Source organism: Metabacillus malikii, assembly GCF_030813355.1.
Classification (GTDB): Bacteria; Bacillota; Bacilli; order Bacillales; family Bacillaceae; genus Metabacillus; species Metabacillus malikii.
Map to the genome: position 1 here is coordinate 49,918 of NZ_JAUSUD010000018.1, position 15,067 is coordinate 64,984.

Genomic DNA, 15,067 nt, shown 5'->3' on the forward strand with positions numbered 1-15,067 from the left:
CACCTCCTATTTAATACCCGATGAAGTAAATGTTCCGATTATATATTTTTGAAATAGTAAATAAAGTGTAAGAGGGATTAACATTGTGATAACAGAGACTGCCATTGCAACGGTAAAGTTCGTGCCGCCCTCTGTACTAATGTACATTTGTAATGCTAATGGCAATGTATATTGCTCCGTGCTTTTTAGAATGAGCACTGGCCAGACATATTCATTCCAAGCAGTAATAAAGAACCATATTCCTGATGCTGTAACTGCTGGCCTAACTAATGGTAGTACAATGTCTTTCATAATGTGAGCATGTCCAATCTTATCGACATGGGCTACTTCTATAAGTGAATAAGGAATACTTCTCATCGATTGCCTAATTAAAAAGATGCCAACTGCATCTGCAAGCTGTGGCAAAATAACTCCCCATACGCTGTTAACTAACCCTAATTCAGAAACGACTAAGTAGTTCGGAATCATCGTGATTGTAAATGGGATAAAAATTGTGCTGAGTAAAACAAAATACAGCAGTTCTTTCCCTTTAAAAGTAAAATACACAAATGCATAGGCTGCTAAAAATGAAGTTACTACTTTGAATAATGTCACAACGGATGCAATAATAAAGGTGTTCAATGTTATCTTTATAACTGGTAAACTCTCAAAAAAGATTGAATAGTTTTCTAATGTCGGTTGAAGCGGAATGAAATTCAATACGTCATTATAGGCATCCTCCAACGGTCGAAATGAAGTCCCTACTGCAAAGATGACCGGAAAGATTAAGATAATCACTGTGCCAATAAAGATAAAATGCCACGGTATTGATAGCAAGCGGTTAATTTTCATAATATATTCCTCTTTCAACAAACCTGAATTCTACAATTAATAACAATAAAAAAATCAACATTGTTAAAATTGACAGGGCTGCCGAATGACCGGTTCGGTATAGAACAAATGCTTCATGATATGCATGGTAGATAACATTCGAACTACCGTAATTGGGGCCACCTTGTGTAATAACCTTTATCGGTGTAAAAACATATTGAAGCCCTTGAACGATCGTAATAATGAAAATATAGATACCTGTTGAGCCGCTCATCGGTACGACAATTGTAAAGAATATTTTCCATAGCGGCACATTGTCAACACGTGCTGCTTCTATGATTTCCCGTGAAATCCCATTGATTGAGGCGTATAATAAAATGAAATTATATCCAAATATTTTCCAAGACGTAATGATAGTTAAAACGAGAATGACCCAACCGTCTGTTTTACTCCAAATTGGTATCTCAAGACCTAACCATCCAAATATGATTGCAAGCGGTCCAGAAACTGGGTTTAAAATCCACGTAAATAAAATGGAGCCTACAACTAAAGATATAAATGCCGGCAAAAACATGGCACTTTTATAAAAGCCATTGAACTTTGTTAACACAAGGTCGAGGACAAATGCAAACACATATGGCACTGAACAGTTAATAAGCAGGAGCAATACGATATATATCGCTGTATTCCCAAAAACTTTATACGTATTCGGATCACTAAGGACATCGACGTAATTACTAAGGCCGACAAATTCCTTCGTTGGACTAATCATATTCCAATCAAAAAAGCTTAAGTATATTGTGTATAGAAATGGCCAAAACATAAAAATCGTAAACACGATGAGCGATGGAATTAACAGACTATAGGCAACCCACGCTTGCTTACTTACACTTATCCTTTTTAGAAATGAATTTTTCAGTTCGACTCCAAAGGTACTCATGACTTCCCCCTATAGTAGAGAGTGTTACTCTAAACCATTTGTCAGACCCCGCAAACATCATTAGCAGATTGTTACTTATATCGCTATTGTTTTTGGGGTCCATCCTTTACCTCTCTAGTTTCCCTATTTTAATAGTTCATTAATTTGCTTCTCTGTTTTCTTTAGACCTTCTTCAACAGAGATACTTCCACCTAATATTTGGTCACGTACATCTAATAGTAATTGCTCTGCCTGCAGACCAGCATCGCCTGGGAAAGAAGCCCACGGAACAACGCCATCCATTTGTTCAATTGCCGGTTGCATCATTTCATTTTCTTCTAAATAAGCTTTTAAGCCATTTTCTGCTTCTGCAACGTCAGAACGTGGCGGTACATAACCTGTTCCTTCTGTCCACTTAGCCATTGACTCAACACTATATAAAAACTTCATAAACTCCCATGCAGCCTTCTGCTGTGCTTCTTCTTGTGCAGTAATGGCTAACATCGCACCGCCAGCAGGCAATCTGACCTCTTTTCCTTCCCAAGCAGGTGACTTAATCGCTGCAACATCAAACTTTGAATTTGTTTGAATGTTTGAGCGTTGTGCAATTGTCGTATAGGCCATTGCCACATTTCCATCTATGAAACTTTGAATTCCTTGATCCCAAGCAATATGCAATGCCTCTTCAGCTGCCACCATATCTGCCCACACTTCATATGCCTTAATACCTTCAGGAGATGCAAAGCTTGCTTTCCCGTCAGTTATCATTCTTGCACCGTTGCTTTCAAGTAAAGCTTGCGTACCCCAGTTGTCTGCTGGTTCTTGAAGATAGAAACCGTATTTCCCTGTTTTTGCCTTTATTTGCTCTGAAAATTGCTTCACTTCTTCCCAAGTTTTTGGACCATTTTCATCTAATCCAGCTTCCTTTAATAAATCACGATTGATATATAAAACTGGATTACTTAAGGAATAAGGAATGCCAACCTGCTCTCCATCAGAATTTTTCGCTAGACTCATGACATTTTCTAGGAAGTAGTCTTTTAAAAATGTTTTATCTTCCGGAAAGTGTTCCTCAATGACTTCCTGTGGTGAAGCATACTCAAAGTTATTTGAAAAATAATCTAGAAATGACCAGCCAACTTGTACAACGGCAGGTGCCTTTCCTGCTGCTGCTTCTGCTTGGAGATTTTGCATTAACCCTTTATACATATCAGGATTAAACTTTGCAACAACTTCCACTGAGTCACTTTGTTTATTAAACTCTTCTACTAAATCGGTTACCGCTTGTCCACCTTGTGTTTCCGCATTAACATGCCAATATTCGATGACCGTTTTCTGCTCTTTCCCAGATGAGACAACATTAGACTGACCATCACCTGCATTTCCACAAGCAGCTAAAGAAAATCCTAATACAAAAACAGTTAGTAGCTTAACAAATAATTTCATTTTCCTTTCCTCCCTATTTCTTAGAATTAGAATGATAAATCAGTGAATCTCAGTGCTTAACCCCAAAAACAAAAAGACCTCAAATAACATGTATATAACGCTATACATCTTATTTGAGGTCTCTCAATTTGCACCTTTATTAAATATTCACTTGATAGTTTAACTATAAAATAGAATTATTAATCGAATATGAAGTAATTGTAAAACTTTTGTATACTTGCTGTTTTAGAGAGGGAGATTTCTTTAAACATTTCGTACAGATGAATTTGATATATGGTAAAATAAGGGTAAAAAGTAATCGACTGTTACTCAGGAGGTGAAGTACGATGACAGAAATCCTTATTTATTTATTACCAATATTCATCCTATTATCAGGGATAGTTTTCCTTCTGGTTGGTAAAGTGAAGAAGAATCGTTTATTTAATGGAATTGGAATTGGCATCATTGCTTCTCTACTCATTCTTGAGTTACCTTCATTTATAGAGGGATTTGTAAAAGGATTTTCTGAGCTTTGATTAACTGACCGCTTATGTTATACAAAGAGGCTATCGACTTAAGTACTTTTCATAAGTCGATAGCCCTATCTTCTTTTAGGGCTAAAAATACTTACCAGCTCTGTTCTTATAAAGGAGGATTCGAATAACATCTCCTACAAACAGGATAATAAGACTCATTGCCACCAATCTTTATTTGTTCACCTGTATACACTGGTTTTCCATTTTCAACTCTAAGTGCCATTATCGCCTTGCGTTCACAAAACCAACAAATCGTTTTCATTTCCTCAATTTTATCAGCATATAAAAGCATGTATTTACTGCCTTCAAAAAGTTCATTTTGAAAATCATTTTTCAGTCCGAATCCCATAACAGGAATATCCAATTCATCGACAATTTTTGCGAGTTGTAATATATGCTCTTTATTTAAAAACTGACATTCATCTACTAAAATACAGGCAGGTTTAAATTCATTAATTTTCACGATTTCATATATATTCGTCTCTTCATGAATCGGTATCGCTTCTCTTCTTAGTCCAATTCTTGAAGACACAATACCGACCTCATCACGAGTATCAACAGCTGATGTAAAGATTAATACATGTTTATTTTGCTCTTCATAGTTATGGGCAACTTTAAGGATTTCAATTGATTTCCCACTGTTCATTGCACCGTATTTAAAGAATAACTGTGCCAATTACCTCTACTCCTTACCTAATGTTTAACAGAAAACACATTTCTTTATTATAGATGGTATCAGTTGAAAATTATAGTCTAAATACAGATTCTCTAGTATTTACTATTATTAATTAGTGGCCAATGAGATCAAAAAATTGATGCATAATTATGTAGTCTTCGCTATTTTTCCTAATGTAAAAAGGAGCTACTATATAAATAGTAACCCCTAGCTTCTCGATGTTTATTCTCCAATTAATATGAAGACAATTACGATATATTCTGTTTTACTGTATTCTGACATAGCTTACTAATTACAAGTTTCAAATAATTAGGTTCAATCAATTCTTCTACTAATTCTATCCTATAAGAGCTCCATAGGCATAGTATCCGATGATGACAACTGATAAATATAGAAAGGCTGAAATAATCCACTTTTTCATCTAAAGTTCCCCTTTCATTATCGTTTGATTCTTTGTAATCTAAGAGCATTTAGGACAACTGAGACAGAACTAAAGGCCATGGCTGCTCCTGCTAACCAAGGGGCTAGGAAGCCTAGTGCGGCGACAGGAATACCAAGTGCATTGTAGGCAAATGCCCAGAACAAGTTTTGTTTAATATTTCGGATCGTTTTCTTGCTCATAAAGATTGCATCAGCAATGCTATTTAAATCCCCACGAATTAGGGTTATGTCCGCTGCTTCCATCGCAATATCTGTTCCAGTTCCAATTGCCATGCCTATGTCGGCAATTGCTAAAGCAGGTGCATCATTAATCCCATCTCCAACCATTGCAACGATTTCACCTTGCTGTTGCAGCTTTTTCACTTCCTCTGCCTTTCCTTCTGGGAGGATTTCAGCAATAACTGTGTTAATACCCGCTTCTTTTGCAATCGCTTTGGCTGTTCTCTCATTATCTCCTGTAATCATGACAACATTTAGATCCATTTCCTTAAGGCGTTTGACTGCTGCTTTTGATGTATCTTTTATTGTATCTGCAACTGCAACAAGTCCTGCATACTGATTATCAATAGCAACTAGCATTGCAGTCTTCCCTATTTCTTCAAGGTTTTCCATTGTACTAAGGGCATGTTCAACCTTAATATGATGCTGCATCATTAATTTCCTTGTACCGATTAGAACAACATGACCCGAAACCTTTGCAATAATTCCGTAGCCTGGTATCGCGTCAAAATCCTCAACTTCAGTGAGTTTAATATCTTTCTCTTTTATTCCTGCTACAATCGCTTCTGCAAGTGGGTGTTCAGATTGCTTTTCAGCTGTTCCGACAAGAGTTAAAAATTGATTTTCGTCAATACCCTGCTCAACTAGTACATCTGTTAAAACAGGAGCACCATTTGTAACTGTCCCTGTTTTATCTAGTAGAATAGTTGTTAACCTGTGCGTTCTTTCAAGATGTTCTCCACCTTTAAACAATACGCCAAATTCTGCAGCTCTTCCTGAACCGGCCATTATTGATGTTGGCGTTGCTAACCCAAGTGCACATGGGCAGGCAATAACGAGCACCGCAATTAATTTTTCCAGTGCCTCTGCAAAGTCTCCAGGTACTACCCAAATGAACCAGATGAGGAATGTAACAATTGCAATACCGACTACGATTGGGACAAAGATGCCAGAAATTTGATCAGCTAAACGTTGAATTGGTGCCTTTGAACCTTGTGCTTCTTCCACTACTTTTATAATTTGAGCTAATGCTGTTTCACGCCCAACTTTTGTTGCCTTTACCTTTAGAAATCCGTTTTTATTAATTGTCGAACCAATGACTGTATCGCCAACTGTTTTATCAACTGGAACACTTTCACCTGTTAGCATTGATTCGTCAATTGCAGAGCGTCCCTCAATAATTTCTCCATCTACGGGAACCTTTTCTCCTGGTTTTACTAGAATAATATCTCCAACGATAACATCCTCTAATGCAACCTCTTGCTCGATTCCGTCACGGACAATTGTTGCAGTTTTTGCTTGAAGACCCATCAATTTTTTAATCGCCTCAGATGAGCGTCCTTTTGCACGCACTTCAAATAATTTCCCTAAAATAATTAACGTAATAAGAACCGCACTCGTCTCATAATACAATTCCACCATATGATGACTTCCATTGCCAATCGAAGCAATAGATAGGTATAAACTATAGAAATAAGCAGCCGATGTACCTAACGCAACAAGCACATCCATGTTTGCACTTTTATTTCGTATAGCTTTATAAGCCCCAACATAAAATTGTTTCCCAACAATAAATTGGATAGGTGTAGCAAGCGCTAGCTGTACCCAAGGATTCATAAACATCTCGGGCAAGTATATAAATGATGTGAAACGAAAGTGACTAACCATTGCCCACAAAAGTGGAATCGATAAAATAAGCGAGAAGAAAAACTTCCCTTGTTGTGTTTCTAGTTCCTTTGCTTTTCTATCTGCACTTTCATCTTTTTGGTTATCTTTAATTGCTGCTTGATAACCTAGCTTTTCAACACGTTTAATTAAGTCGTTAGTACCTGTTAAAGATGGGTTGTATTCAACTGTTGCACTTTCTAACGCTAAGTTAACTGATGCTTTTGTTACACCTTCGACTTTATTTAGACCTTTTTCTATTCTAGTCGCACAAGCTGCACATGTCATACCGATAATATCTAACTCTGTCTTTTCCTCAACGACGCCATAGCCTAAATCGTTGATTTTATTTTTAAAATCTTCTATGTGAACTACATCAGGGTTGTATTTAATCGATGTTCTTTCAAGTGCGAAGTTTACATTCGCGTCTTCTACACCTTCCACTTTCTTAAGCCCTTTTTCAATTCGAACTGCACACGCAGCACATGTCATTCCTGTTATCGGGAGTACTGCTTCTTTAAGGTCCTGCGCCATCTTCATTCCCTCCTATACCCCTTGGTGGTATATATTGCTCCAAAGAGAAACGTGCAAAATTAGCACGTTTCAAATTTTATTTATTGTCATTACTTATACTATTTTATAACCTTGGTCATCAATTGTTTCGATTATCTCATCTAAGGAAATAACTGATGAATCATATACTACATCGACTTTTCCTTCAGATAAGTGAACCTTTACTTCTGATACACCTTTTAAATTCCCTACATTTCCCTCTATAGCATTGACACAGTGACCACATGACATTCCACTTACTGTTACAGTTATTTTTTCCATAGATTATCTCTCCTTTTATTGATAAATCAATTGCAGATTATGTGTTTGATTTATTACGATACCTACGACTTAATCTTGAATTTATAATACCATACCCCCCTACCCTATGTAAAGTATTATATAGAGTAGTTTTTCAGATATTACGCTGAATGGGTGTAGCCCCTTTTTCGTATCAGGCCTTTATGAAGTCTCAAGTGTTTTCGGTATAAGCGAGAAAAGCCCCATAAGATTAATAAAGACTAAAATGTTGTCGGTGCATGAGAAAAAGGGTCTACTATACTACCAATTAGACTCATTTACTGTTTCTACGGGCTATTAGGACTCTGCTATTTTACCGTTAGACTGCTTAATTTGTTTCTACGGGCTATTTGGTCTGCTATTTTACCGTTAGACTGTTTATTCTGTTTCTATGGGCAATTAGGACTCTGTTATTTTACCGTTAGACTGCTTATTCTGTTTCTATGGGCAATTAGGACTCTGTTATTTTACCGTTAGACTGCTTATTCTGTCTCTACGGGCAATTTGGACTCTGCTATTTTACCGTTAGACTGCTTATTTTGTTTCTACGGGCGATTTGGACTCTGCTATTTTACCGTTAGGCTGCTTATTCTGTTTCTACGGGCTATTAGGACTCTGCTATTTTACCGTTAGACTGCTTAATTTGTTTCTACGGGCAATTAGGCTCTGCTATTTTACCGTTAGACTGCTTATTTTGTTTCTACGGGCAATTAGGCTCTGCTATTTTACCGTTAAATTGCTTATTTTGTTTCTACGGGCAATTAGGACTCTGCTATTTTACCGTTAGACCGCCTATTCTGTTTCTACGGGCTATTAGGAATCTGCTATTTTACCGTTAGACTGTTTATTCTGTTTCTATGGGCAATTAGGACTCTGTTATTTTACCGTTAGACTGCTTATTCTGTCTCAACGGGCAATTAGGACTCTGCTATTTTACCGTCAGACTGCTTATTCTGTCTCAACGGGCAATTAGGAATCTGCTATTTTACCGTCAGACTGCTTATTCTGTCTCAACGGGCAATTAGGAATCTGCTATTTTACCGTTAGACTGCTTAATTTGTTTCTACGGGCAATTAGGCTCTGCTATTTTACCGTTAGATTGCTTATTTTGTTTCTACGGGCTATTAGGACTCTGCTATTTTACCGTTAGACTGCTCATTTTGTTTCTACGGGCAATTAGGAATCTGCTATTTTACCGTTAAATTGCTTATTTTGTTTCTACGGGCTATTAGGACTCTGCTATTTTATCGTTAGGCTGCTTATTCTGTTTCTACGGGCGATTTGGACTCTGCTATTTTACCGTTAGGCTGCTTATTCTGTTTCTACGGGCTATTAGGACTCTGCTATTTTACCGTTAGACTGTTTATTCTGTTTCTACAGGCAATAAAACCTCTGCTATTTTACCGTTAGACTGCTTATTCTGTCTCAACAGGCAATAAAACCTCTGCTATTTTACCGTTAGACTGCTTATTCTGTCTCAACAGGCAATAAAACCTCTGCTATTTTACCTTTAGACTGCTTATTCTGTCTCAACGGGCAATAAAGGCTCTGCATTTTTACCATTAGACTTCTTTTACCGTGCTACAGGCCTTAAGGCCCTTGCTTCATAAGATTGATGATACGCAATAATGTTAACGCTACATGGTAAAAAGGTCTTCACGAGTTCGATGAAGACCCGAAATAATAACGTAGTTTACTTTTACATTTTTGATTGAACTTATGTGTAGTTAGACATATAGAGCTATAGATGATTGCTAACTAAACTATGCTTTTTAATGAGATAAAAGATCTCAAAATGTTAGACCATAAAAAAGCATAAAAAAACAGGCAAGTGAAGTTCACTTTGCCTGTTTGGAAAATCTTTATTATTGTTGTTGTTGTTTAATGCCGTATTTTTTGTTGAATTTATCTACACGTCCACCTGCATCTGCAAATTTTTGACGTCCAGTGTAGAATGGATGGCACTCAGAACAAACCTCAACACGGATCTCTTTGTTAGTAGAACCAGTTTCGAATTCGTTACCACATGCGCATGTCACCATAACTTTATTATAGTTTGGATGAATACCTGTTTTCATTCTTTTCATCTCCTTCCGCCCTGAATCATCTGAAACAGAGTTAAATATTCTAGAATAAGTTCGTCCATATTGACTTCTCAACTCTAGAAAAGCACATGATGAAATTATAACAAGGTCCACTTGTAAAAGCAAGTTGAAGTTATTGATTTATCATGGAAATTAAAGGGATTACCTTGGCAAGTTTTTAGCGGTTTCGAGCTGTTTTCATTTCAGCATCTAAATTACTAAAGAACTCTTCATTTGACTTTGTTTGACGTAGCTTTCTTAAGAACTTTTCAATGAAGTCTGGTGTATCAGACATCGATTTACGAATTGCCCATAATTTCTCTAAGTGGTCTTTCGGAATGAGAAGTTCTTCTTTTCTCGTACCAGAACGACGTATATCAATTGCTGGGAAGATACGTTTTTCAGCGAGTGAACGGTCAAGGTGGAGCTCCATATTTCCAGTACCTTTGAACTCTTCGTAAATCACATCGTCCATTCGAGATCCTGTATCTACTAAAGCAGTTGCTAAAATTGTTAAGCTTCCACCTTCTTCGATATTTCGGGCAGCACCGAAGAAACGTTTCGGACGGTGGAATGCAGCTGGGTCAATACCCCCTGATAATGTACGTCCGCTTGGTGGGATAACAAGGTTATATGCACGCGCAAGTCGTGTAATGCTATCCATTAAAATGACAACATCTTTTTTATGCTCAACTAGACGCATTGCCCGCTCAAGCACAAGCTCCGCTACTTTAATATGATTTTCTGGTACTTCATCAAATGTTGAACTAACAACATCACCTGCAACAGAGCGTTCAATATCCGTTACTTCCTCAGGTCTTTCATCAATTAATAACACGATTAACTCTGCTTCTGGATTATTTTGCGTAATACTGTTCGCAATTTCTTTTAATAGCATCGTTTTTCCTGCCTTTGGAGGTGCAACGATTAATCCACGTTGTCCAAAACCAACAGGTGCTATTAAATCCATAATTCGTGTAGATAAATAATTTGGTTTTGTTTCAAGGTAAATTTGTCTATCTGGATAGAGAGGAGTTAATGCTGGGAAGTGAACACGTTCCTTAGCTGTTTCCGGATCTTCACCATTAACTGCTTCTACATGAAGCAAGCCGTAGTAGCGTTCATTTTCTTTTGGAGGACGAACTTTACCAGATACTTTATCCCCATTTCTTAAATCAAAACGTCTTATTTGTGACGCAGAAATATAAATATCCTCAGAGCTAGGTGAATAGTTAATCGGACGTAAGAAGCCAAAACCTTCTGACTGGATGATTTCTAGTACACCTTCCATGAATAATAAATCCTCTTGCTCGGCATTCGCCTTTAAGATGGCAAAAATTAATTCTTTTTTCGTAAGCTTACTGTAATACGATACTTTGTATTGGCGAGCAAGCTCGTACAATTCTTTCAGTTTCATATGTTCTAATGCAGAAATTGAAACCTGACTCATAAAAACACCACTCTTTTTATTTTTCGTTTATTAACTAGTTGTGGCAAGTCATTAGACATTACCCGTTTGCACTAAGAAAGTTAACGCAAACTTCTTGGCTACTAACCTTTATTCACTTTACATCAATTAAGCGTTTTCCATCTATCGTTTTTCAAATCATGAAGTTATTCTGTTAAACTTGTAGGTTTATGTAGTACCTGAAAATAAGTGGATTTAGCACTCCCACTTATATATGGTCGTCATTAACACTAAAACTTAACATCATCTTTAGAAAGAAAACTAGTCAGATAGCAAATAGTTAGATTATAGAGATTTACTATCAGCTGTACTTAGGAAGATTCTAGTACAATTGGAATCAGAAGGAAAATGAAGGTGAGCTTGAAGTAGTTAATGCATTTTCGCATTCTTTGCAGCACTCTTTATTTTTACCCTATTTTTCGAATTTAATCAATCTTTTTTGGAAAATCTATTAGAAGTTTGAGGTTTTTTAAAGCTTTCTAAATGTTTTTTATATAGTTATTTAGTGAATTTCTACATTATAGTTCTCAAATCAGTTTTAAATATGAGAAAGCAGGTCTCCCTACTTTCTCAAAAATATAGCTTATGAATTTTGTAATTGTTCAATTTCTTTATCTGATAGCTTTTCTCTCCAAATCGTTGCACCTAGGCCTGTTAGCTTTTCCTCAAGCTGACTATAGCCTCTATCAATATGTTCTAAGCCTGTAATTTCTGTTACTCCGTCAGCCATTAATCCCGCACAGACAAGCGCTGCACCAGCACGTAAATCACTCGCTTTTACTCTGGCACCTTGTAGCTTAGTTGGGCCTGTTACAATTGCTGAGCGGCCTTCCACTTTAATTGTTGCACCCATTCTTCTTAGCTCATCAATATGTTTAAATCGAGCAGAATAAATTGTATCTGTTACAACACTTGTACCCGATGCTTTTGTTAAAAGGGACGTAAATGGTTGCTGTAAGTCCGTTGGGAATCCAGGATATACAAGTGTTTTAATATCTACAGCTTTCACTTCTTTCTGACCGCCAATGATTAAAATTTGGTCATTGCTCGTTTCAATATGTAAGCCCATTTCTCTTAATTTCGCGATAAGGGATTCAAGATGGAGTGGAATGACGTTGTCAATCATCACTTCTTTTCCCATTGCTGCTCCCATAATCATATACGTTCCAGCTTCAATTCTGTCTGGAATGATTGAATGACGGCAACCATGCAGTTGTTCAACACCATCTATTCGAATAACATCGGTTCCTGCACCTTTAATTTTTGCACCCATACTAGTTAGCAATGTTGCGACATCAATAATTTCTGGCTCTTTTGCTGCATTTTCAATGATCGTTCGCCCTTTTGCAAGAACAGCAGCAAGCATGATATTAATCGTTGCACCGACACTTACGACGTCTAGATAAATTCTTGCGCCTCGTAACTCATCCGCGCGTAAGTAAATCGCTCCTTGCTCGTTTGTTACATGTGCACCTAAAGCTTCGAAGCCTTTTATATGTTGGTCAATTGGACGTGGTCCTAAGTGACAGCCTCCAGGCAATCCAATTACTGCCTTTTTGAACCTACCTAGCATTGCTCCCATTAAATAATAGGATGCGCGAAGTTTTTTTACTTTTCCATTCGGTAAAGGCATGGAAATCATATTTGAAGGATCGACATACATTTCATTATTTTCCAGCGATACTTTACCACCAATCTCTTCTAATAAATCGCCCAATATTGAAACATCAGAAATATTAGGTAACCCTTCGATGGTAACTGGTGATTGTGCTAATATTGTTGCTGGTATTAATGCAACAGCACTGTTTTTTGCTCCGCTAATATTGACTGTACCTTTTAAAAAATCTCCACCGGCTACTTTTAATTTTTCCATGATAGTCTCCCTTCTTATGAAGTTGACTTTCCGGAACGAACATGGAGGTGTATTATTGCGCATCTAATACGCATTATTCTTCATTAGCCATCATGTTTTCCGAACATTAAGTTACTGTTGTCAACATATTAAAATTACTAAAAAAAGCACTGTGTTTTTTACTAAAAGGGTCAGGTAAAGTCATTATTGCGATTACTCCGCTTTATAAACTTACCTTCTCCATATAATTAATTGTTTATTTCTTTTATTTCCTATTCCATCAAAGTAAATACATCATAACAGGTTGTTAAATAACTTTCTTTTATGTAAGCAATACCCGTTTGTATGTTCTTTTAATTTAGTTGTCATTTACGCTAGATATAACAATTAGTTATAAACAAACTTATACATTGTTTAACCTAGGCTTGTGTTCTGAAGACAAACACGGTAATGGAACCATTTAAAAAACTTCGATGATAAATAGGTACTTTATATCTTTAATTTTTTTCATTCTTTCACTTATTATTAAACCATCTATTATGATGGACAACAATGTTTTAGGTTAAGAAATCCGATTTTTTCATAATTTAACGGGGATATCTTGTGTTGATGAATAAATTTTTCGCGGAATGTTGTCGGATGATGGATTGGTGAATTAATGTAAAAGAATGAGCTTTAAAAATGATATACGAAGACGAACAAGCCTGTACCTGTCCGTCCTCTATTCATATATTCTGGTCAGCTTTGTATTATGACAGCGCTTACTATCCTACTTAGAATCTAACCGCCTTAGCTAACTAAGGCGGTTAGGTCCTTACGTTTAGATTTAAGCTTTGTTTGAAGAACCGAATTCACGCATTTTGCCGATTACTGTTTCTTTAATCGCATCACGAGCAGGTCCTAAGTATTTACGTGGGTCATATTCATTTGGTTTCGCAGCTAACACTTCACGAACAACTTTTGCAGATGCAATTTGGTTTTCAGTGTTAACGTTGATTTTAGCAGTACCGAAAGAGATTGCTTTTTGGATATCATGAGTTGGGATACCAGTTCCACCATGAAGAACTAATGGCATATTAGTCAAGTTTGCAATTTCTTCCATTTCTTTGTATCCTAAGTTTGGCTCACCTTTGTATGGTCCGTGAACAGAACCTAATGCTGGTGCTAAGCAGTCAATACCAGTACGTTGTACAAGTTCGTTACATTCTTGCGGGTCAGCATAGATTACGCCTTCTGCAACTACGTCATCCTCTTGTCCACCAACTGTTCCTAATTCAGCTTCAACTGAAACACCTTTTGCATGAGCGTAATCAACAACTTTTTTAGTTGTTTCAACGTTTTCTTCAAATGGGTGGTGTGAAGCATCGATCATTACAGATGTGAAACCTGCCTCAATTGCTTCAACACATTTTTCATAGCTTGAACCGTGGTCAAGGTGAATTGCCACTGGAACAGTAATTTTATAATCTTCTAAAAGACCTTCAACAATTTTTACAACTGTTTTGAATCCGCCGATGTAACGTCCAGCACCTTCTGAAACACCAAGAATTACTGGTGAATTCTCTTCTTGTGCCGCTTGTAGGATTGCTTGAGTGAATTCAAGGTTGTTAATGTTGAATTGACCAACTGCATATCCGCCGTCTTTTGCTTTGTTTAGCATTTCTGTCATTGAAACTAAAGGCATATCGAAAAATCCTCCTAATGAACCTTATTTTCTGATACAGAAAAGTATATCATACCTAGCTTGACCAGAATATTTACAAATATGTAGAATCCGCATGATCACTTTTCACTTAATAAGCATACCAATTTCTTTAAATTTCGGCAACATTTCGACAAATGTTTTCGTAAATATTAGCTTTAATTATTTTTACATAAGATGTACTTACCCTTACATATTAACCGTATTGGAGTGATTCCTTCTTGCAGTACTTGCTTTCCGCGGGGTAGGGTCTCGCACATCCGCTCCAATCAACCCTTTATATAGCTGAACAAAAACTCTTTAGAATAGTGACTTTTCATTGCATTAATATTGTATCTAAGAAAAAGACTCCTACGAGGAAATCCCTCTTGCCAAAATTTATGTCAATATTTTATAAGGCATATTTATTTATAAAATT

The 15,067-nt window shown here is 36.7% G+C and carries 11 protein-coding genes; 1 reads left to right on the top strand and 10 read right to left on the bottom strand.

The window, feature by feature from the left end; genetic code table 11:
* Positions 1–6: 6 nt before the first annotated feature.
* The 3 genes from J2S19_RS16080 to J2S19_RS16090 all read right to left on the bottom strand — a co-directional run bounded on the left by J2S19_RS16080 (position 7) and on the right by J2S19_RS16090 (position 3,175).
* Positions 7–831 carry a carbohydrate ABC transporter permease gene (locus J2S19_RS16080; protein WP_307344178.1) on the bottom strand — a complete coding sequence of 275 codons (825 nt, stop codon included), beginning with the start codon at positions 829–831 and terminating at the stop codon, positions 7–9.
* Positions 821–1,750 (bottom strand): carbohydrate ABC transporter permease, encoded by a 930-nt coding sequence (locus tag J2S19_RS16085; RefSeq protein WP_307344179.1) that lies wholly within the window; start codon positions 1,748–1,750, stop codon positions 821–823. Before J2S19_RS16085 ends, J2S19_RS16080 begins: the two co-directional genes overlap by 11 nt.
* 123 nt (positions 1,751–1,873) lie before the next feature.
* Entirely contained in the window at positions 1,874–3,175 is a 1,302-nt protein-coding gene (locus tag J2S19_RS16090) for an ABC transporter substrate-binding protein (protein WP_307344180.1), read from the bottom strand.
* A gap of 326 nt (positions 3,176–3,501) precedes the next feature.
* Between J2S19_RS16090 and J2S19_RS16095 the strand changes: the two genes are divergently transcribed.
* Positions 3,502–3,690 carry a hypothetical protein gene (locus J2S19_RS16095; protein WP_307344181.1) on the top strand — a complete coding sequence of 63 codons (189 nt, stop codon included), beginning with the start codon at positions 3,502–3,504 and terminating at the stop codon, positions 3,688–3,690.
* A 106-nt stretch (positions 3,691–3,796) separates the two neighbouring features.
* On the opposite strand, the gene J2S19_RS16100 is transcribed toward J2S19_RS16095, so the two are convergent.
* From J2S19_RS16100 to J2S19_RS16130, 7 genes are all read right to left on the bottom strand, one after another.
* Positions 3,797–4,366, bottom strand: a complete 570-nt coding sequence (locus tag J2S19_RS16100) for a thymidine kinase (RefSeq protein ID WP_307344182.1) — start codon at positions 4,364–4,366, stop codon at positions 3,797–3,799.
* 438 nt (positions 4,367–4,804) lie between these two features.
* Positions 4,805–7,225, bottom strand: a complete 2,421-nt coding sequence (locus J2S19_RS16105; protein WP_307344183.1) for a heavy metal translocating P-type ATPase — start codon at positions 7,223–7,225, stop codon at positions 4,805–4,807.
* Positions 7,226–7,318: 93 nt separating this feature from the next.
* A complete protein-coding gene (gene copZ, locus J2S19_RS16110; RefSeq protein WP_307344184.1) occupies positions 7,319–7,525 on the bottom strand; it encodes a copper chaperone CopZ in 207 nt (68 codons plus the stop codon).
* Positions 7,526–9,408: 1,883 nt separating this feature from the next.
* Positions 9,409–9,621 (bottom strand): 50S ribosomal protein L31, encoded by a 213-nt coding sequence (gene rpmE / locus J2S19_RS16115; protein ID WP_307344185.1) that lies wholly within the window; start codon positions 9,619–9,621, stop codon positions 9,409–9,411.
* 184 nt (positions 9,622–9,805) lie between these two features.
* On the bottom strand, positions 9,806–11,077 hold the full coding sequence (gene rho / locus J2S19_RS16120; protein WP_307344186.1) for a transcription termination factor Rho: 1,272 nt from the start codon (positions 11,075–11,077) through the stop codon (positions 9,806–9,808).
* Positions 11,078–11,678: 601 nt separating this feature from the next.
* Positions 11,679–12,968 carry a UDP-N-acetylglucosamine 1-carboxyvinyltransferase gene (murA, locus tag J2S19_RS16125; RefSeq protein ID WP_307344187.1) on the bottom strand — a complete coding sequence of 430 codons (1,290 nt, stop codon included), beginning with the start codon at positions 12,966–12,968 and terminating at the stop codon, positions 11,679–11,681.
* A gap of 805 nt (positions 12,969–13,773) precedes the next feature.
* Complete coding sequence (locus J2S19_RS16130) at positions 13,774–14,631, bottom strand: class II fructose-bisphosphate aldolase (protein WP_307344188.1); 858 nt, start codon at positions 14,629–14,631, stop codon at positions 13,774–13,776.
* Positions 14,632–15,067 lie beyond the last annotated feature (436 nt).

Excerpts from the sequence above, each read along its gene's own strand:
- murA (WP_307344187.1), bottom strand. The coding sequence starts at position 12,968 with ATGGAAAAATTAAAAGTAGCCGGTGGAGATTTTTTAAAAGGTACAGTC.
- J2S19_RS16090 (WP_307344180.1), bottom strand. The coding sequence starts at position 3,175 with ATGAAATTATTTGTTAAGCTACTAACTGTTTTTGTATTAGGATTTTCT.
- copZ (WP_307344184.1), bottom strand. The coding sequence starts at position 7,525 with ATGGAAAAAATAACTGTAACAGTAAGTGGAATGTCATGTGGTCACTGT.
- rpmE (WP_307344185.1), bottom strand. The coding sequence starts at position 9,621 with ATGAAAACAGGTATTCATCCAAACTATAATAAAGTTATGGTGACATGC.
- J2S19_RS16130 (WP_307344188.1), bottom strand. The coding sequence starts at position 14,631 with ATGCCTTTAGTTTCAATGACAGAAATGCTAAACAAAGCAAAAGACGGC.
- rho (WP_307344186.1), bottom strand. The coding sequence starts at position 11,077 with ATGAGTCAGGTTTCAATTTCTGCATTAGAACATATGAAACTGAAAGAA.
- J2S19_RS16105 (WP_307344183.1), bottom strand. The coding sequence starts at position 7,225 with ATGGCGCAGGACCTTAAAGAAGCAGTACTCCCGATAACAGGAATGACA.
- J2S19_RS16095 (WP_307344181.1), top strand. The coding sequence starts at position 3,502 with ATGACAGAAATCCTTATTTATTTATTACCAATATTCATCCTATTATCA.
- J2S19_RS16085 (WP_307344179.1), bottom strand. The coding sequence starts at position 1,750 with ATGAGTACCTTTGGAGTCGAACTGAAAAATTCATTTCTAAAAAGGATA.
- J2S19_RS16080 (WP_307344178.1), bottom strand. The coding sequence starts at position 831 with ATGAAAATTAACCGCTTGCTATCAATACCGTGGCATTTTATCTTTATT.